The sequence below is a fragment of the Auraticoccus monumenti genome (assembly GCF_900101785.1).
GTDB classification, from domain to species: Bacteria; Actinomycetota; Actinomycetes; order Propionibacteriales; family Propionibacteriaceae; genus Auraticoccus; species Auraticoccus monumenti.
Window position 1 is genome coordinate 2852611 of the sequence record NZ_LT629688.1, and the last position, 19172, is coordinate 2871782.

Consider the following 19172-nt stretch of genomic DNA (forward strand, 5'->3'; position numbering starts at 1 on the left):
TCGTCGTACCTTTGCCGCATGACCCAGAGCCGGGGCAGTCGCCGACGACTGTCAGAGCGCATCGCCGACGACCTCCAGCGGGAGATCGTCAGCGAGGGCTTCGTCCCGAACCGCCGCCTCGCCACCGAGGTGGAGCTGATGGAGCGCTACTCCGTCAGCCGCACGGTGGTGCGCGAGGCCGCCAAGCTGCTGGTGCAACGCGGTCTGGTCACCGTGGCGCCCGGGCGCGGCATGGTGGTCGCGGAGTTCGACGGCGCCCAGATCGCCGAGCAGTTCTCCCTCGTGCTGCTGGCCAGCGACGGCACCTTCGACCAGCTGCTCGAGCTCCGGCTGGCGCTGGAGGTCCAGATCGCCACCGCGGCCGCCGTGCACCCGTCGGTCGCGGCGCTGGACCGCCTGGAGGAGGCCGTCGCCACCGGTGAGGCGCTGCTGGGTGGGGAGGAGCCGGTGGACACCGACGCCTACCTCGACGCCGACATGACCTTCCACGAGGCGCTGGCCGAGGCGAGCGGCAACCCGTTCTTCCAGCTGGTCTGCCGCCCCATCAACACCTTCCTGCGCTCCCACTACCTGCACCGCGAGACCTACCCCTCCGACCCTGCGCGGACGATGGTCGAGCACCGCGAGATCCTCGAGGCCCTCCGTCGCCGTGACACCTTCGGCGCCCGGCAGGCCACCGAGGAGCACCTGCTGCGCCTGATGCGCAAGTGGCGCAACGCCACCCACCCCGAGACTCCCCCCAGCATCCGCGACCTCAACTCGCAGAACACCAAGCTGTCCGCCGCCCTGACGGTCCCGGACGCACCCACGAACCAGGAGGCCTGACCATGTCCGACCACACCCTCTCGATCAGCCGGCGCACGTTCGGCCTGTCCGCGCTCGGTCTGTCCCTCGCCGCCGCCACCGGGTGCGGTGCGGAGTCCGGCGGCGGGGCCGGAGGTGGCGAGGGCGGTGGCACGGCCGCCTACTGCAACAAGGGGATGAACTACTTCTTCTTCGTGGTGCAGAACGAGGCGGTCAAGCGCAAGAGCGAGGAGCTCGGCTTCTCCTACCGCACCACCGACGCCAACTTCGACTCCAGCGCGCAGTTCGACGACTGGAACTCCCTGCTCATCTCCCAGCCGGCCTTCCTGATCTCGGACCCGATCGACTCCGAGGGCCTGGCCTCGCTGGCCACCAAGTCCAAGAGCCAGAACGTGCCGGTCGGGATCATCGACACGCCGCTGACCCAGGGCACGGTCGACTTCACCATCGCCTTCGACAACCAGCGCGGCGGCGAGATGGCGGCGGAGAAGATCGTGGAGCTGCTGGTGGAGAAGTACGGCTCGGAGAAGGGCAAGGTCCTCAACTGCTACGGCGCCCTCTCCTCCTCGGCCTGGCGGGCCCGCAAGGACGGCTTCGAGGCCGTGATGGGGAAGTACCCCGAGATCGAGCTGATCTCCCGGCCCACCGAGGGCGACGAGGCCACCGCGCGCTCGGTCACCGGCGCCACCCTGGCCGAGTTCCCCGACCTGGACGCCGCCCACGCCCCCAGCGACTCGATCACCCGCGGCATCATCACCGCGCTGACCGCCGAGGGGAAGGCCGTGGCCAAGGGCGAGCCCGAGCACGTCATCCTCACCTCGATCGACGGCGAGCCGCAGTCGCTGCAGTGGATCAAGGACGGTCTGCTGGACGCCGAGGTCAGCCAGGACCCGGTGGCCTATGGCCAGATCTGCGTGGAGATGCTCACCACGTACACCAAGGCCGGCCAGCCGATCCCGCTGGGGGACTACACCAACGACACCTACTACTGGGAGACCGCGCCGGTGGTGGAGACCCCGCAGGGCCCGACCTGCGTCATCCCGCCGTACTTCATCGACGAGACCAACGTCGACGACGAGCGCCAGTGGGGCAACGTGGTGATCGACTCCTGGGGTCTGCAGCAGTGAGCCAGGCCACCGCACCCCTGCTGGAGACCCGGGGGCTGACCAAGGTCTACGGGCGCTTCACGGCGCTCGAGCCGACCGACGTCACCATCCACGAGGGCTCCATCCACGGGTTCCTCGGCAAGAACGGGGCCGGCAAGTCGACGCTGGTGCAGCTGCTGGCCGGGTCGGTGATGCCCACCGCGGGGCAGGTGCTGTTCCGCGGCCAGGACATCACCTCCCTGCCGCTGGCCCGGCGCCGCGAGATGGGGATCCACCTGCTCAGCCAGCACGCCCAGGTGGTCGCCGACCTCTCGGTGGCCGAGAACCTGGTGCTCCCCGGGTACCCCCGCAAGGGCCCTTTCCTGGACCGGCGGGCGATGCGCCGCCAGGCCCAGGAGCTGCTGGACCGCTATGCGCTGCGCTTCCCCGTCGACGCGCTCGCCGGGTCGCTGTCCGCCCCGGACCAGCGCCGGCTCTCGATCGTCCGGACGCTGATGGACCAGGGTGCGCTGGCCATGCTGGACGAGCCCACCACCGCCCTCAGCCAGGGTGAGCGGGAGTCGCTGTTCGAGTGGATCCGCGGGCTGAACGAGGAGGGGCAGACCTTCGTCTTCATCTCCCACTTCAACTCCGAGATCCAGGCCATCTGCACCAACGTCACCGTGCTGCGTGACGGGCGCGTGGTGGCCGACGGCGAGGACCCGCGGGCGATGACCTCGGCGGAGATCTCCGAGCTGGTGGTGGGGGACAAGGTGCAGGAGTTCGTCCGCACCCGTCGCCCGGCGACCCGCGAGCGGGTGGTGGTGGACGGGCTGGTCAGCGACGGCGTGGGACCGGTCTCCTTCACCGTGGGCGAGGGCGAGATCCTCGGCCTGGTCGGGCTGCCGGAGTCCGGGGCCCAGGAGACGGCCCGCGCCCTGGCGGGGCTCCGGCCCACCCAGGCCGGCACGGTCACCGTGGACGGACGGGTGCTGCGGGCCGGGCACGTCCGTGACGCCATCGCCGGTGGCGTCGCCTACCTCACCAACGACCGGATCGGTGAGGGGATCGTGGGGGCGCTGACCATCCGGGAGATGCTCCGGCTGGGCAACTGGCCCACCCGGGGACCGCTGGTCGACGACGGCGAGGTGTCGCGGACCTACGACCGCTACCACTCCCGGCTGGAGTTCCGGGTGTCCTCCTCCCGACAGCCCATCGAGGAGCTGTCCGGCGGCAACCAGCAGAAGATCCTGCTCGGGCGGCTGCTCGCGCTGGAGCCCAAGCTGCTGGTCCTGGACGAGCCCACCCTCGGCGTCGACGTGGCCACCAAGGAGGAGGTCCACCGGCTGGTGGACGAGCTGACCGCCAACGGCATGTCGGTGATCCTGCTGGCCTACGACACCGACGAGATGGTCCGGATGGTCGACCGTGTCATCACCTTCTCCGACGGCACCCCGTCCGGACAGCTGACCGGGGACGAGATCACCGCCGACGGCATCATCGCCCGGCTGAACCACGCACCCACCGAGCTGGCACCCGCCAGCGCCTGACCAGAACGCGACGAAGGAGTCCATCCGTGACCACGGTCCAGTCCACTGCTCCACACAGCGGGGGAGCACCGGCCGCCGGGCCGACCAGGGCGCCCCGGGCCAACCTCGGCGACCTGGCCCTCGACAACATCGTCTGGCTGCTGCTGGTCGTGTTCGTCGTCATCGCGACGGTGCTCAACCCCTTCTTCCTGAGCCTGCCCAACCTGCAGAACATCCTCGTCCAGACCACCACCCTGGGCTTCCTGGCGGTGGCCATCGCGCTGACCATGCTGCTGGGGGAGATCGACCTGTCCGTGGTCGGCATCCTCGGCTTCAGCGGGGCCTGCGGGGCCCTGCTGATGGAGAAGGGCGTCCCGGGCCTGCTCGCCGTCGTGGTCGTGCTCGCCGTCGGCGCCCTGATCGGGCTGGTCAACGGGCTCTGCATCGCCAAGCTGCGGATGACCTCGCTGATCGAGACCCTGGCCATGGGCCTGGTCCTCGGTGGCGCGCTGCTGGCCCTGACCAAGGGCCGCACCATCACCATCTCCGACCCCACCTACTCCTTCGTGGGGCAGGGCCGGCTGCTCGGCTGGCCGGTCATGCCGCTGGCCTTCTTCCTGCTCTTCGCGGTGATCGCGGTGGTGCTCTACCGCACGCCCTGGGGCCGCAAGCTCTACGCCACCGGTGGCAACCGCCGGGCCGCCTACGCCGCCGGCATCAACACCGACCGGCTGGTGATCGGCACCTACGTGCTGGCCGGGCTGCTGGCCGGCTGCGCCGGGTGGCTCGCCTCGGCCTACCTGTCCGGCGTCAACTCCACCATGGGCAGCGACCTGCTGCTCTACGCCATCGCCGCCCCGGTGATCGGCGGGGTCGCCCTCACCGGCGGCCGCGGCCGGGTGCTGGGGATGCTCGGCGGGGTGCTGCTGCTGACCGTGGTCCAGGTCGGGCTGCAGCTGACCCAGATCGACGCCTACTTCGTGTCCATGACCGGTGGCGGGATGATCTTCCTCGCCGTGGTCGTCGACGCCATCCGGGTCCGTCGCCGTCAGGCACGGCACTGAGCACGCAGGGGAGGACGACGGTGGGGACGACGTTGCAGGGCCGGGTGGTCGCGGTGACCGGGGCCGGCGGTGGGATCGGCCGGGCCACCTGCGAGCGGCTGCGGGCCGACGGTGCGGTGGTGCACGCGCTCGACCTGCGGGGCGTGGAGGGTGATCGCGGCCACGCCGTGGACGTCACCGACGCGGAGTCGGTCGAGGCCGCGATGGCCGCGGTGGTCGAGCGCGACGGCCGCCTGGACGGCGTCGTGGCCGCGGCGGGGATCGTGGAGGACGATGTCGCCGCCGAGGAGATGAGCTCGGCGGAGTTCGCCCGGGTGGTGGCGGTGAACCTGCAGGGCGTCTTCCACACCCTGACCGCCGCTGGTCGGCAGATGCTGGCCCGGGGCAGCGGCAGCTGCGTGGCGATCAGCTCGATGAGCGGCAACCACACCGTCAACACCCCGCAGCGCCAGTGCGCCTACAACGCCTCCAAGGCCGGCGTCTCGGCGCTGGTCCGCTCGCTGGCCGCGGAGTGGGCCGGGCGGGGGGTGCGGGTGAACGCGGTGGCACCGGGCTACGTCGAGACCGAGCTGCTGGCCCTCAAGCGGCACCAGTTCGACCAGTGGCTGGCCCACACCCCGCAGGGCCGGATGGGCACCCCCGACGACGTGGCCTCGGCCATCGCCTACCTGCTCCGCGACGAGTCCTCCTACTTCTGCGGCAGCGAGCTGCTGATGGACGGCGGCTACACCCTGGTCTGAACCGGGTGCCCGGGGGACCCCGCCGTCGGCGTGCGGACGGACGTCGGGAACTGTCGGGAGGGCTGCATAGGGTGACGCCCGTGGACGACCGCCCCCTGACCAGCGAGCCCGAGCGGCTGCTGGACGCCCTGGACCCCGAGCAGCGCGAGGTGGCCACGACGCTCAGCGGGCCGGTGGTGGTCATCGCGGGCGCCGGCACCGGCAAGACGCGGGCCATGACGCACCGGATCGCCTACGGCACCGCCACCGGCGCCTACGCCCCCGGCACGGTGCTGGCGGTCACGTTCACCACCCGGGCGGCGGGGGAGATGCGCGGCCGGCTCCGCCAGCTGGGGGTCACCGCCGTGCAGGCCCGGACGTTCCACTCCGCGGCGCTGCGCCAGGCCCAGTGGTTCTGGCCCAAGGTCACCGGCTCCCAGCTCCCCCCGGTGGCGGAGAACCGGATGGGTCTGGTGGCCGAGGCCGCCTCCCGGCTGAAGGTGGGCGGGGACACCGCCCGGCTGCGGGACCTGCTGTCCGAGGTGTCCTGGGCCAAGGTGTCCAACGTGCTGCCCGAGCAGTACGCCGAGGTCGCCCCGTCCCGCGGTCGCGAGGTCTCCGGTCTGGACGCCACCGCGGTGGCCCGGGTGCTGACCGGCTACGAGGAGCTCAAGCGGGAGCGGGAGCGGATCGACTTCGACGACATCCTGCTCTGCGCGGTCTCGCTGCTGGCCGACCACCCCGAGGTGGCCGAAGAGGTCCGGCGCACCTACCGCCACCTGGTGGTCGACGAGTACCAGGACGTCAGCCCGTTGCAGGAGACGCTGCTCCGGCTCTGGTGCGGTGAGCGGCCCGACCTCTGCGTGGTGGGGGACCCGGCCCAGACCATCCACTCCTTCGCGGGGGCGCGGGCGGACTTCCTCACCGGCTTCGCCCGCCGGCACCCGGAGGCGACCGTGGTGCGGCTGGTGCGCGACTACCGCTCCACCCCGCAGGTCGTCCGGCTGGCCAACGCGGTGATGGCCCCGCAGGGCGGACGTCCCGACGTCCTGGGCGCGGTCACCCTGCAGGCGCAGCGTCCTCCCGGCCCCGAGCCCCGCTTCGCCGTGGCCGAGGACGAGGCGGCCGAGGCGGAGTCGGTCGCGGACTGGCTGCAGCAGCAGGCGGCCGCCGGGGTGGAGTGGCGGGAGATGGCGGTGCTGTTCCGCACCAACGCCCAGTCCCCGGCGCTGGAGGCGGCCCTGGCCGAGCGCGACGTGCCCTACCTGGTCCGCGGCTCGGAGCGCTTCTACGAGCGGCCCGAGGTGCGACGTGCCCTGGGTGCGCTGCGGGTGGCCGCCCGGGCCGACCAGGGCACCCCGGAGGAGGAGGTGGACGAGCCGGCCGTGCTCCGCACCATCCGCGACGTGCTGGCCGGCACCGGCTGGGCCCCGACACCGCCGAGCGGGGCGGGGGCGGTCCGGGAGCGCTGGGAGTCGGTGGCCGCCCTGTTCGCGGTGGCCGAGGACCTGGTCGACACCCGCGCCGGGGCGCGGGTCTCCGACGTGGTGGCCGAGCTGGAGGCCCGGGCGGCCACCCAGCACGCGCCGGTCGCCCACGGTGTCACCCTCTCCACCCTGCACGGGGCCAAGGGGCTGGAGTGGGACGCGGTCGCGCTCTTCGGCGTGCACGAGGGGACGCTGCCGTTCGTGCTGGCCCAGACCCCGGCGGAGCTGGAGGAGGAGCGTCGGCTGCTCTACGTCGGGATCACCCGCACCCGGGAGCACCTGCGCATCTCCTGGTCCCGACGCCGCTCGATGAGCGGCTCCACCCGGGGCGCCTCACGCTTCCTCGCCCCGGTGCTGCCCACCGGACTGAGCAGCCCGGGGGGCCGTGGGTCGGTCCGGCCCGAGCAGCACCGAACCGCCCGGGGCAGCGTGCTGACCGCCGTCTGCCGCACCTGCTCGGGCCACCTGCACGACGCCTCGGAGCGCAAGCTGGGTCGCCACGCGGACTGCCCCTCCAGCTACGACGAGGCCACCCTGGAGCTGCTCCGGGAGTGGCGTCGCCAGGAGGCCGAGGAGCTGCGGGTCCCGGCCTACGTCGTCTTCACCGACGCCACCCTGGTGGCCATCGCGGAGCGGCGACCGAGCTCGCAGCGCGAGCTCTTCGCCGTCCCGGGACTGGGTCGGGTGAAGGTGGAGCGGTACGGCCAGCGGGTGCTGGAGCTGGTCCGCCCGGCAGGATGAAGGGCCTCCCGGCGAGGGCGCCGGAGAACTTTCTCGATCCGGTGGCGTAATTCCCTTGCGGGCCTGCTCGCGGGCTCCCTAGTGTGATCCCCGGACACCCCGTCGGGTGTCCGGACGCGCGAGCCGGGTGTCGACCCGGTGCGCCGAGCAGAGGAAGAGGTGAACGACGTGGACACCATCACCATCAACGCGGTCGCCCCGGGCACCGCCGTCGCCTCCCTCTGCCACTCCGTCGTTCGTCCCCTCGGTTGGCAGACCGGCTCGGTCGAGCCCGGTGCCACCGCCACCCGCACCCTCGTCGCCCCGTCCGTGCGCACCTCGCGCCAGGACGTGCTGCGCCTCGTCGACCGCTCCGCGGTCGGCGTGGTCGACGGTGCCATGGGTGGCGACAACCACCCCGCCGGCTACTTCGCCACCGCAGCTGCGGACCCACAGCCCAGACGTCTGACGTAAGCGTCAGCACCTCTCCAGGCCGTGAGTCCCGCACCCGGGACCACGGCCTTCGTGTTTCCCGGGCTCAGAACCCAACCAGGAAACGAACACCAGGAGAGAGAGCACCATGACCGCAACGCTGTACGAGATACCTCCGCTGCTGGGGGCCTCGCTGCCGCAGACCACCGCAGAGCTCGCCTGCCACCGCGTCGACCCGGACGTCTTCTTCGCCGAGTCGCCGGCGGAGGTGGAGTACGCCAAGGCCCTCTGCGTCGGGTGCCCGCTGCAGGTCGAGTGCCTCGCCGGGGCGCTGGAGCGCAAGGAGCCCTGGGGGGTCTGGGGAGGCCAGCTGCTGGTGAACGGCGCCGTCGTGGCCCGCAAGCGGCCGCGTGGACGTCCGCGCAAGCACCCCCGCCCCGAGGAGCCGGCCCCGCAGATCGAGGTGGGCCCCTCGCCGTTCAAGAAGGAGCGGGCCGCCTGATGCCCGCGCCCGGAGGAGCGAGGCCGGTCGAGATCCCGACGCCGAGTCGGGTCCCGACCGGCCTCGTGCCACATCCGGACGAGGTCGGGCCCGCAGGGGTCGGGCCGGTAGGGATCGGGTCGGCACGGGTCGGGCCGGCAGGGGGTCAGTCCTGCAGCGACCAGCCGGGCAGGAACTCCTCCAGGACGTCGGCGAAGCGCTCCGAGGCGTCCAGCTGGGACAGCACGGCGATCCCACCCATCCACACCCGGTGGATCAGCAGGTACGACGGGGGGAGCGCCAGCCGCCGGGCCACGTCGGAGGTCCGGCTCGCGTTGACCCGGGCGAACTGCTCCCGCATCCACTCCCGGGTGAAGTGGAACTCCTCCACCCGGGCCGGCTCCACGAAGGGGCTCAGGTAGTCGAACAGCTCCTGCGGGTCCACGTCGCCGGTGACGAACCCCAGATCGCGGAGTCCTGCGGTGACCGTGGCCGCGTCCCCGCTGGCGCAGAGCCGCAGCAGCCGCCCCATGTCGGCGGGCAGCCCGTCGGGCAGCCGCGCCACCAGACCGAAGTCGATCACCCCCAGCCGGCCGTCGGGGAGCACCTTGAAGTTGCCCGGGTGCGGGTCGGCGTGCAGCAGCCCGACCCGGCTCGGTCCGGCGAAGAGGAAGCGCACGTACCGGAGCGCAGCCTCGTTCCGCTCGTCCTCGGGCCAGTCGGCGACCGTGGCCAGCGACACCCCCTCCACCCACTCGCTCACCATCACCCGGGAGGTGTGCTGCAGCACGTGCGGCACCAGGAACTCCGGGTCGCCCTCGAAGCCGACGGCCGCCTGCTGCTGGGAGGCGGCCTCCAGCTCGTAGTCGACCTCCTCGGCGATCCGCTCCGTGAGCTCGGCAGCCAGCGAGCGGACGTCCATCCCCGGCGCGAGCGGGGCGACCAGGGAGGCCAGCCGGCTCATCTGCTTGAGGTCCGAGCGCAGCGCCTCGTCCGCCCCCGGGTACTGCACCTTGACCGCGACGGCCCGGCCGTCCTCCCACACCCCGCGGTGGACCTGCCCGATCGAGGCCGAGGCGGCCGGACGGTTGTCGAAGGAGCGGAAGCGCGCGCGCCACTGCGGTCCCAGCTCGGCCCGCAGCACCGCCTGCACCCGGGAGGCGGGCATCGGGGGAGCGCTGTCCTGCAGCCGCTTGAGGTGGACCCGGTAGGGCTCGGCGACGTCGTCGGGGAGCACCGCCTCGAACAGGCTCATCGCCTGCCCCATCTTCATCGCCCCGCCCTTGAGCTCGCCCAGCACGGTGAAGACCTGCTGCGCGGTCTGGCGACGCATCTCCTCGCTGAGCTCCTGGCTGTCGGCCCCGCCGATCCGGCGCCCCAACCCCGCGGTGCGGCGCCCGGCCAGCCCCAGCGGGATGCTCAGCAGCCGCGCCCCCCGGCCGAGGGCCCCACGGGCCAGCGGCTGGCTGGCCGGCCGGCCTCCCGCCGCTCGCGGCGCACGCCTGGGCTGCGGTCGCTCGTCCTCGGGAGGCGTCATGCCGCCATTGTGCCAACCGGCCCCCAGCCGCCCCGGCCGGCGACCGAAGGGAGCACCCCCGCCGCCGGGGCGAGGTCACGGGCCCCCGGTCCGGGGCAGTGGGGAGCGGGCGGCTCCGCGGTGCTCAGGCGCCGAGGCGGGCCAGGTCGCAGCCGCAGTCCGGGTGCGCCGGCCAGCGACGCAGCCGCGAGGTCCAGCGGGGGACGCGGAGCTCGCAGGTGTGGTCCACCAGGTCCGGCTCGGTCCCGCGGAGCGCGGCCAGCACGGACGGCAGCGCCGTGGCGGCCGCCCAGCGCGCGGCCGCCGGGTCGAGCCCGCCACGACGTCGGATGAGCTGGGCCAGCACCTGCGGCCAGGCCGGGTCGCGCGAGGCCCGGTAGAGGTCGGTGCAGCGGGTGCAGCAGCTGCGACCCGGCAGGACCAGGGGACCGACCAGCGCCCCGCCGTCGAGGGGTCGCACCAGCAGGTGCGCGACGTCGCGGCGCAGCAGGGTGTCGGTGATGCCCCGGTCGGGCTCGCAGCGGTCCTGGGCCAGCACCGCGAGCGTCGGGCGCACCGTCGACTCGCTCCAGTGCGCCACCATTCCCAGCACCGGGCCGGGGCCCGGGTGCCGACCACCGCGGGCGCCGCCGGACTGCAGCAGCAGCCGGAGCGCGGCGGCCGCGGTCGGCTGCGGTGGACCGGGGTACAGGCCGGGGAGCGGGGGATCGGGGTCGCACAGCAGCAGCGGCACCCCGGCCGCGGCCAGGGCCGTGGCGCAGGCACGTCCCAGCCGTCCCGCACCCAGCAGCAGCACCGGCGGCAGGGGTGGGGCGGGCGCGGTGAGCAGCCCGTGGACGGCCAGCAGCGTCACGGCCTCCCCGGCACCGACGTGCTCCTGCTCGAGCTGGGCCAGGCTGCGGGTGCCGTCGAGCGTGCCGAGGAGCCGGAGCAGCGCCGCTCCGGTGCCGCGGAGCACCAGGGCGTTCGGACCCGCTCCGACCTGGGCGTCCCCGTCGCCGCGGTCCACCACGACCAAGCCCTCCCGGAGCCGTGGGTGCGTGGGCAGGCGGGCAGGGAGGGGCACGCTCCCACTGTGCAGCAGCCCGGGCGGGCGTGGGCCCCGTTGTCCACAGCCTGCCCGCCCCGCGCAGCGGGGTCGGCTCAGGCGCGCCCGAGGATCCGGTTCAGGTTGGTGGAGCACTCCGGGCAGGTGGCCTTGGCCATCCGGGTGCCCTTGTCGTTGACCACCACGTTGCCGGTGGCCTCGCGCTTGGCCTTGCACTTCACGCAGTAGAACTCACCGCTGTAGGTCTCGTCCGCCACTGTTCCTCCTCAGGTGGTGGCCGCGCCCGGGGCGCGGCCCGGGCGCCTCGGTCACGGCACCCCGTGCTGCGACACTACGCGGCCGGTCGGGTCCGGGCGTGCGAAGACCCCCAGGAACTTCGGGATCCGTTCGCCTTCCCCTGCGCACGGTCCGACCATCTGGGGGTCTTCGGTGACCCGACGCTAGGGCCCGGAGCGGTGGTCGGTCAAGCCCTCCCGGCGCGTCGGTGACGCCTGTGGACAGAGCGGTGGACGAACCTGTGCACCACGCCTGTGCACAGTGTGGATGAACCTGTGCACGGCGCCGCGCCCGGGCCGGGTCCCGCTGAGCGGGAGGACTGTCGGGGCGGTGGTCTAGCGTCGGTGTCGTGAGCTCGACCACCGATCCCGACGACGCCCGGCCGCTGGCCCCCGAGGTCGAGGTCCGGCGCAGCGAGCGCCGGCGCAAGACCGTCACGGCCTTCCGCGAGCACGGGCGGATCGTGGTCCTGGTGCCGGCGAGCATGTCGCGCCGCGACGAGGAGCACTGGGTGCGCGAGATGGTGCGTCGGGTCGAGGCACGCGAGACGCGGCGGACCCCCCGGCGCACGGACGGGTCGCTGTCGGCGCGGGCCGACGAGCTCGCGCGGCGCTGGCTGGACCCGGCGCTGGGGCGCACCGCCCCGCGCCCGTCCTCGGTCACCTGGGTGGGCAACCAGCGGCAGCGCTGGGGCTCCTGCACCCCCGCCAACGCCACCATCAGGCTGTCGGACCGGCTGCAGGGGTTCCCGGACTGGGTGGTCGACTACGTCCTGGTGCACGAGCTGTGCCACCTCGTGCACCTGCACCACGACGAGGCCTTCTGGGGCCTCGCCCGCCGGTACCCACGCACCGAGGAGGCCCGTGGGTACCTCCGCGGCTGGGCCGACGCCCACGCGCGGGGCGCGGGCACGAACCCGCAGCCGCTGCCCGAGGAGGGCTGCGGCTGAGCCCCGGGGTCGTCCTGCCCCAGGGGCAGCCCGGTGCCCGCGGCAGCGACCGTCCTGCCTCCGAGCGGTGTGGTCGGCCCGCCCCGGTCCGAGCACCCCGCCCGGGGAGCCCCGGCCGGGCGCCCTCGAGCTCGTCAGCCGGTCTGGCGTCGCGTCCGGTCAGCCCCGGTCGGGCGTCCCCGGACCCTCGGGCCCCGCGTCGTCGCCTGCGTCGTCCCCGCCGGGTGCCTCGCCCTCGGGGGTCTCGCCCGGGTCGGCCTCGCCCTGGCTGGCGTCGAGCAGCTGGGCCAGCTCGGCGTCGAAGTCGTCGACGGGCTCCTCGGCGCTCCTGGTCTCACCGCGGACGAACCCGATCGGGTCGTCCAGGGCGGCCGCGTCCGGCACGAGGTCGGGGTGCTGCCAGACGGCGTCACGGCCGTCGGCGCCCCGGGCCTCGCGCAGCGCCGCCCACAGGTTGGCCGCGTCCCGCAGCCGGCGGGGTCGCAGCTCCAGACCCACCAGGCTGGCGAAGGTCTGCTCGGCCGGACCGCCGGTGGCCCGGTTGCGGCGGATGGTCTCCCCGAGCGCCGCCGCCGAGGGCATCCACGGCGCGGTGGCCTGGGCCGCCACCTCGTCCACCCACCCCTCGACCAGGGCCAGCAGGGTCTCGATGCGCTCCAGCACCGCCTTCTGCTCCGGCGTCGGCTGCGGCTCGAAGAGCTCACCGCGCACCTGCTCGCTGAGCTGCTGCAGGGTCTCGGGGTCCATCGCGCTCGGGTCCAGCTCGGCCACCGCGGACTCGATCGCGGAGGTGTCGATGCGGATGTGGCGGGCGTACTCCTCGATCAGGGCCAGCAGCTGCGGGCGCAGCCAGGCGACGTCGGCGAAGAGCCGCTGCCGGGCCGCCTCGCGCAGCACCAGGTAGAGCCGGACGTCCCCGGCCGACTCCTCCAGGCCCTCGCCGAAGGCCTCGACGTTGGTGGGGAGCAGCACGATCCGGGAGGAGTCGGTGAGCGGGACGCCGATGTCGGTCACCCCGACCACCTCGGCCGCCAGCTGACCCAGGGCCTGACCCAGCTGCACCCCGAACATGGTGCTCCCGGTGCTGCGCAGCATCGGCTTGAGCATCTCGGCCATCCCGGCGAAGGGGTTGTCCGCCCCGGCCTCGCCGACCGAGCCCATCATCGCCTCGGCGGTCGCGTCGGCCATGCTCTCCGCCACCGGCTGCACCAGGCGCTGCCAGACCGGCATGGTGCCCTCGATCCACTCCGCCCGGCTCCAGGCCGTGGGCAGCGCGGCCTCGGCCGCGGGGAAGGCGGTGGCGGCGTCCAGCCAGGTCTGGGCGATCGAGGCGGCGTCGGCCACGGCCTGGCGGTCGGCGGGGGTGGGGGTGCGGTCGGTGCCGAGCCCGGCCACGACCCTGCGGGCCATCTCCTTGGCCTGCGTCCAGTCGACCCCCGAGCCGGCGGCACCGGAGCCGCCGAGCAGGGAGCCCATGCCCATCTGGGAGAGCATCTGCTGCAGCTGGCCCATCACCTGGCTCATGTCGCCGCCGCCGGCGCCACCGAGCTGGCCGAACAGCTGCTCGAAGGGGTTGGTCGGTCCCGAGGAGGAGCCGTCGCCGGCCCGTCCCTCGTCGCGCGGGTCGTGCTCCTCGTCCGAGCCGTCGCGGGGCTGGTCGTCGGCCATCTCACTCACTCCTAGCGGTTGCCGAGGTCCTCGGTCGTCGTCCCATTCAACCCGCTCCGGCCAACCGCTGTCCTGTCGGTCCGGCCCGGTAGGGTCGGCCCATGCCTTCGCACCCGCGGCACACCGCCCTGAGCGACGAGCCGCTCAGCCTCGACGCCGCGCTGGAGGGGGTGCGCGACGCCACCTGCGGCGGGATCGCGCTCTTCGTCGGGCTGGTCCGCGACCACGACCACGGGGACGCGGTGACCTCCCTGGACTACACCGCCCACCCCCGGGCCGCCGAGCTGCTGCAGGTCTGCGCCGACGAGGTGGCCGCGCGCCACGACGTCGGGGTCTGGGTCGAGCACCGCACCGGTCACCTCGAGGTCGGCGACCTCGCCGTCGTCGTGGCCACCGCCGCACCGCACCGCGGCCCGGCGCTGACCGCCTGCCGCGAGCTGATCGACGAGCTCAAGGAACGGGTGCCGATCTGGAAGGAGCAGCGCCTCACCGGCGGCGGCGTGGAGTGGGTGGGTCTGTGACCCGGCAGACCCGCATCGCCTTCGTCTCCGCCCTCTGCTTCGTGGCGATGGCCGTGGTGCTGGCGCTGACGCCGGTCGGCTTCGTCACCTGGTCACCCGGGTCGGCCCACGACGTGCTGGCCACCGGGGAGGACCCGGCGATCAGCATCAGCGGCGTGGAGACCTACCCGACCGAGGGCAGGCTGGAGATCACGACGGTCTCCGTGACCAGCCCGGACGCTCGGTTGACGCTGCCCGAGGCGGTGCTCGCCTACTGGCTGCCCCACCGCGACACCCTGCCTCGCGAGTCCATCTACCCCGCGGGCAAGTCACCGGAGCAGGTGGAGAGCGAGGAGCAGGAGATGATGTCCTTCTCCCAGACCGAGGCCGTCGTCGCCGCCCTCCGCGAGGCCGACGTCCCGGTGGTCGAGCGCCCCGTCATCGCCGCCGTCACCGTCGGCGGACCCAGCGACGGCGTCCTCAGCCCCGGGGACCTGGTGCTCAGCATCGACGGCACCCCGGTGGACACGCGCGAGGACGTGCTGGACGCCATCGGCTCCGCCGCCGTGGGTGACGCCGTGGCGTTCTCGGTGCTGCGCGGGGGACAGGAGGAGCAGGTCGTGGTCACCACCGACGGCTCCAACCAGGACGCCTCGGTGCCGGTGATCGGGGCCATGGTCGGCACCGGCTTCGAGTACCCGGCCGAGGTGTCCTTCGGCATCGACCCGGCGATCGGGGGGTCCAGCGCGGGGCTCGTGTTCAGCCTGGCCATCTACGACAAGATCACCCCCGGGCCGCTGGTGGTCGACACGGTCGCCGGGACGGGGCAGATCACCGCCACCGGGCAGGTCGGCCCGATCGGCGGCATCCAGCAGAAGATCCACGGGGCCGAGCAGGCCGGTGCCGCCGTCTTCCTGGTGCCCGCGGCCAACTGCCCCGACGTGCTCGGGCTCAGCACCGACCTGAGCCTGGTGAAGGTGGACGACCTCGACGGCGCCGTCTCCGCGCTGGAGCGGCTGTCGGACCCGGGCACCGCCGAGGACGTCCCCCGGTGCCCGTGAGCGGCGAGGCACCTTCCCACCCCGGCCACCAGGACAGAGGAGCACGATGACCGAGCCGAGCCACGTCCCCGCGGAGGACGACGACCCCGCCGGCACCGGGCTGCTGGCCTGCCTCGTCGAGCTGGAGCGCCACGTCGGCGAGCTGGGCCCCGACCAGCCGCCGCGGCTGTTCGCGCTGGTGCGCAACGACGACCTGCTGGCCGCCGAGCCCGGTCTGGCCCAGCAGCTGGGCATCCGCAGCAGCGCCGACGGAGGACCCGTCGAGGCGCTCACCGCGGTCGAGCAGGACACCTTCACCCCCGGCACCGACCTGATCGGGGCCCTCTCGGGCATCGAGTGGCCGGACTCGGTGCACGGCTGCGCGGTGGCCTGCGAGCGCAGCTTCCTGCCCGCCGGGCTGGAGCACGATCTCCCCGACGACCCGGAGCAGGCGGCCGCCGCGGTGCACGAGCACCCGCAGCGCCAGGACGTGCGGGTGGTGGTGGGGGTGCTGCGCAGCGGGCACCGCCACGGCGTGGCGCGGCTGGTGCAGCACCCCGAGGAGCTGCTGGGCGGGGTCGATCTCGTCCCGGGGCTCGCTCAGGTGCTGGCGTATACCCTTCTGACCGACGACCCAGGGGGTCCGGAGCCCGAGCGGCCCGGGCAGCACCCCTCCGAGCAGGCCAGCAGGGCCCCGCACCCACCGGCGCCCGCACAGGAGGATCTTCGAGCGTGAGCAGCACCACCGTCAGACCGGCCCAGCCACGCCGCGGGGCACTGCTGCCCACGCTGGCCGTCCTCGGCGCCCTGGTCGTGGCCTTCACCCTGTTCAGCGGCATCTGGACCGACCGGCTCTGGTACTCCTCCATCGGCTACGAGAGCGTCTTCGCCACCCAGCTGTTCACCCGCGTCGGCCTGTTCGTCGTCTTCGGGCTGGTGATGGCGCTGGTGGTGGTGGGCAACATCGCGCTGGCCTACCGGCTGCGTCCCCGCTACCGCGCCACCGCCCCCGCCTCGGAGCTGCTGGAGCGCTCCCGCGACGTGCTGGAGTCCCGGCTGGTCCGGATCCTGGTCGTCCTCGGCGTCGTGGTCGGTCTCTTCGGAGGGGCCAGCGCCGCCGGTGCGTCCTCGACGTACCTGGCCTGGCGCAACGCCACCCCCTTCGGCATCAACGACCCCCTCTTCGGGCTCGACATCAGCTTCTTCGTCTTCGACTACCCGTGGTGGCGCCTGGTCACGTCCTTCCTGCTGGTGGCGGTCGTGCTCGGCGCCATCGGTGCGTCGGTCGTGCACTACCTGCTGGGCGCGCTGCGCTACAGCCCCGGCCGCCAGCTCACCAGTCGCGCCGCGCAGGTGCACCTCTCGGTGATCCTGGGTGTGGCCCTGCTGATCTACGCCGTCCAGCAGTACCTGGACCGCTACGGCTTCGAGCTCACCGCCAAGAGCCTCAGCAACGCCACCATGACGGCGCTCAACTACACCGACGAGAACGCCCGGGTGATCGGACGGCTGATCCTGGCCGTCATCGCCGTGATCTGCGCCGTGGTCTTCTTCATCAACGCCGCCGTCCAGCGCTGGGCCTTCCCGGTGGTCGCGGTGGCCATGATGGTGCTCTCCGGTCTGATCCTCGCCGTGGCCTACCCGCTCGGGCTGCAGGTGATCACCGTGAACCCGAACGAGCCCGACCTGGAGCGGCCCTACATCGAGCAGCACATCGGGGCCACCAGAGCGGCCTTCGGGGTCGAGGACGTCGAGATCGAGGACTACGACGCCGACACCGTCGCCGAGGCCGGGCAGCTGCGGGCCGACGCCGAGGCCCTCCCCGGCATCCGCCTGATCGACCCCGCCATCATCGACGGGGCCTACGAGCAGCTGCAGCAGGTCCGTGGCTACTACCAGTTCCCCGAGCTCCTCGACGTCGACCGCTACACCATCGACGGCCAGGAGACCGACGCGGTGGTGGCGGCGCGCGAGATGAACCACGACGGTGTGGACAACCAGTCCTGGAACAACCTCAAGACCGTCTACACCCACGGGTACGGGCTGGTGGCCGCCTACGGCAACCGCGCGGTCGGCGGCGAGCCGGACTGGATCCTGCGCGACATCCCGCCGGTGGGGGAGCTGGAGGTGCCGGAGCCGCGGATCTACTTCGGGGAGTCCCTGACCGACTACTCCATCGTCGGCGCACCTGCCGGCGCACCCCCGGTCGAGCTCGACACCCCCGGTGGTGGTGAGAACGGCCGCGAGCGGCTGACCACCTACGACGGCGAGGGCGGCGTGGAGATCGGCTCGCTGTTCAACCGGGCGCTCTACGCGATCCGCAACACCGACGTGAACATCCTGCTGTCGGAGCGGGTGAACTCGGAGTCCAAGATCATCTATAACCGCACCCCGCGCCAGCGGGTGCAGGCGGCGGCCCCCTGGCTCACCGTGGACTCCAACTCCTACCCGGCGCTGGTCGAGGGTCGGATCGTGTGGATCGTGGACGCCTACACGACGTCGGACTCCTACCCCAACAGCCAGCGGGTCGACCTGGAGGACGCCACCTCGGACTCGCTGTCCCAGCTCGGGGTGGTGAGCGCCCTGCCGTCGCAGACGGTCAACTACATGCGCAACTCGGTGAAGGCCGTGGTGGACGCCTACGACGGCTCGGTCACGCTGTACGGCTGGGACGAGGACGACCCGGTGCTGCAGACCTGGCAGAAGGCCTTCCCCGGCACCGTGCAGCCCAAGTCGGCCATCTCGGCGGACCTGATGGACCACCTGCGCTACCCCGAGGACCTGTACAAGGTGCAGCGGGAGATCCTGGCCCGCTACCACGTGACCGACCCGGCCGCCTGGTACCAGGGCACCGACCTGTGGCGCATCCCCGAGGACCCGGTGCAGGGTGGCGGTACCCAGAAGGAGACGCCGTACTACCTGTCCATCAAGTGGCCCGGTGACGACGAGCCCGTCTTCAGCCAGACCGCCGTCTACGTGCCCAACGAGCGGTCGAACCTGGCCGCCTACATGGCCGTGAACGCCGACGCCGCCAGCCCCGACTACGGGCGGCTGCGGATCCTGCGGATGTCGGACACCCAGCAGATCGCCGGACCGGGACAGACGTTCAACGAGATGAACACCAACGTCACGGTGGCCGAGCGACTGCGTCCGTTCAACAACCAGGGCTCCGCGCAGCTGCAGTACGGCAACCTGCTGACCCTGCCGATCGGCGGCGGACTGCTCTACGTCGCCCCGATCTACACCGAGCGGCCGGGCAGCAACGGCTCGTACCCGGCGCTGAGCTTCGTGGTGGCCCGCTTCGGGGAGACCGTCGGCATCGGCACCACCCTGCAGGAGGCGCTCGACGCGGTCTTCGACGGTGACTCCGGCGCGACCACCGACGAGGAGGGGGTCGGCGGCGCAGAACCTGGTGCCGACCCGCAGGAGCCGACCGGCGAGGTGGACAACCCGGCGGCCGCCGCCGCGCTGGACGCCGCGGCCCAGGCGTTCGAGGACGCCGACGCCGCCCTGCGCGACGGCGACCTGGCCACCTACCAGCAGAAGAACGACGAGGCGCGCGCGCGGATGGAGGACGCCCTCACGGCGCTGGGTCGCTGAGCCCCTCCTGCCTGGCCCACGGGTCAGGCAGGAGGGTGCGCCCGGAGGTGACGTGTGGTCGGCTGGCCAGCCGGAGGTCCGGCTGACCGCTGCTGTCACCGGCTCGGGGGGTCCTCGGTCCCGGACGGGAAGCGGTGGGTCGGCCCCCAGCTGCCGGGACGTCGAGCTCGTGACTCACCAACTGCTCGGACCGGGCGATGACTCACCCACGCCGACCCCCTCGGCGCGAGCCT

The 19172-nt window shown here is 73.1% G+C and carries 16 protein-coding genes and 1 pseudogene; 13 read left to right on the forward strand and 4 right to left on the reverse strand.

Going from position 1 to position 19172, the window contains the following annotated elements; all coding sequences use genetic code 11:
* The first annotated feature begins 18 nt into the window (after window positions 1-18).
* The 8 genes from BLT52_RS13235 to BLT52_RS13270 all read left to right on the forward strand — a co-directional run bounded on the left by BLT52_RS13235 (window position 19) and on the right by BLT52_RS13270 (window position 8342).
* Window positions 19-825: a FadR/GntR family transcriptional regulator gene (locus BLT52_RS13235; protein ID WP_090594224.1), complete on the forward strand. Its 807-nt coding sequence runs from the start codon at window positions 19-21 to the stop codon at window positions 823-825.
* 2 nt (window positions 826-827) lie between these two features.
* Window positions 828-1931, forward strand: coding sequence for a sugar ABC transporter substrate-binding protein (locus BLT52_RS13240; protein WP_090594226.1), 1104 nt, complete (start codon window positions 828-830; stop codon window positions 1929-1931).
* Complete coding sequence (locus BLT52_RS13245) at window positions 1928-3439, forward strand: sugar ABC transporter ATP-binding protein (protein ID WP_172804040.1); 1512 nt, start codon at window positions 1928-1930, stop codon at window positions 3437-3439. The genes BLT52_RS13240 and BLT52_RS13245 overlap by 4 nt, the downstream gene beginning before the upstream one ends.
* Window positions 3440-3465: 26 nt before the next feature.
* Entirely contained in the window at window positions 3466-4482 is a 1017-nt protein-coding gene (locus tag BLT52_RS13250) for an ABC transporter permease (protein WP_090594229.1), read from the forward strand.
* Between the two features lie 20 nt (window positions 4483-4502).
* Window positions 4503-5222 (forward strand): SDR family oxidoreductase, encoded by a 720-nt coding sequence (locus tag BLT52_RS13255; protein WP_197679038.1) that lies wholly within the window; start codon window positions 4503-4505, stop codon window positions 5220-5222.
* 80 nt (window positions 5223-5302) lie between these two features.
* Entirely contained in the window at window positions 5303-7429 is a 2127-nt protein-coding gene (locus BLT52_RS13260; RefSeq protein ID WP_231946311.1) for an ATP-dependent DNA helicase UvrD2, read from the forward strand.
* 168 nt (window positions 7430-7597) lie between these two features.
* Window positions 7598-7882 carry a hypothetical protein gene (locus BLT52_RS13265; protein WP_157677128.1) on the forward strand — a complete coding sequence of 95 codons (285 nt, stop codon included), beginning with the start codon at window positions 7598-7600 and terminating at the stop codon, window positions 7880-7882.
* Between the two features lie 106 nt (window positions 7883-7988).
* Complete coding sequence (locus tag BLT52_RS13270) at window positions 7989-8342, forward strand: WhiB family transcriptional regulator (RefSeq protein ID WP_090594234.1); 354 nt, start codon at window positions 7989-7991, stop codon at window positions 8340-8342.
* Window positions 8343-8487: 145 nt separating this feature from the next.
* Here BLT52_RS13270 and BLT52_RS13275 read toward each other — a convergent pair whose 3' ends face one another.
* The 3 genes from BLT52_RS13275 to BLT52_RS21060 form a co-directional block, all read right to left on the reverse strand.
* Window positions 8488-9858, reverse strand: a complete 1371-nt coding sequence (locus BLT52_RS13275) for an ABC1 kinase family protein (RefSeq protein ID WP_090594236.1) — start codon at window positions 9856-9858, stop codon at window positions 8488-8490.
* 124 nt (window positions 9859-9982) lie between these two features.
* A complete protein-coding gene (locus tag BLT52_RS13280; RefSeq protein ID WP_157677129.1) occupies window positions 9983-10924 on the reverse strand; it encodes a hypothetical protein in 942 nt (313 codons plus the stop codon).
* 77 nt (window positions 10925-11001) lie between these two features.
* A complete protein-coding gene (locus BLT52_RS21060; RefSeq protein WP_090594239.1) occupies window positions 11002-11163 on the reverse strand; it encodes a DUF5679 domain-containing protein in 162 nt (53 codons plus the stop codon).
* A gap of 368 nt (window positions 11164-11531) precedes the next feature.
* Between BLT52_RS21060 and BLT52_RS13290 the strand changes: the two genes are divergently transcribed.
* Complete coding sequence (locus BLT52_RS13290) at window positions 11532-12131, forward strand: M48 metallopeptidase family protein (protein WP_197679039.1); 600 nt, start codon at window positions 11532-11534, stop codon at window positions 12129-12131.
* A gap of 159 nt (window positions 12132-12290) precedes the next feature.
* Here BLT52_RS13290 and BLT52_RS13295 read toward each other — a convergent pair whose 3' ends face one another.
* Window positions 12291-13799, reverse strand: a complete 1509-nt coding sequence (locus tag BLT52_RS13295; RefSeq protein WP_090594240.1) for a zinc-dependent metalloprotease — start codon at window positions 13797-13799, stop codon at window positions 12291-12293.
* Window positions 13800-13900: 101 nt separating this feature from the next.
* On the opposite strand from BLT52_RS13295, the gene BLT52_RS13300 reads away from it, so the two are divergent.
* The 4 genes and pseudogenes from BLT52_RS13300 to BLT52_RS13315 all read left to right on the forward strand — a co-directional run bounded on the left by BLT52_RS13300 (window position 13901) and on the right by BLT52_RS13315 (window position 18939).
* Window positions 13901-14320 (forward strand): molybdenum cofactor biosynthesis protein MoaE, encoded by a 420-nt coding sequence (locus tag BLT52_RS13300; protein ID WP_090594242.1) that lies wholly within the window; start codon window positions 13901-13903, stop codon window positions 14318-14320.
* Window positions 14317-15360, forward strand: coding sequence for a YlbL family protein (locus BLT52_RS13305; protein WP_090594243.1), 1044 nt, complete (start codon window positions 14317-14319; stop codon window positions 15358-15360). The genes BLT52_RS13300 and BLT52_RS13305 overlap by 4 nt, the downstream gene beginning before the upstream one ends.
* Before the next feature lie 46 nt (window positions 15361-15406).
* Window positions 15407-15961: pseudogene (locus BLT52_RS13310) on the forward strand (PPA1309 family protein); the annotation flags it as partial.
* 110 nt (window positions 15962-16071) lie between these two features.
* Window positions 16072-18939 (forward strand): UPF0182 family membrane protein, encoded by a 2868-nt coding sequence (locus BLT52_RS13315; protein WP_090594245.1) that lies wholly within the window; start codon window positions 16072-16074, stop codon window positions 18937-18939.
* Window positions 18940-19172 lie beyond the last annotated feature (233 nt).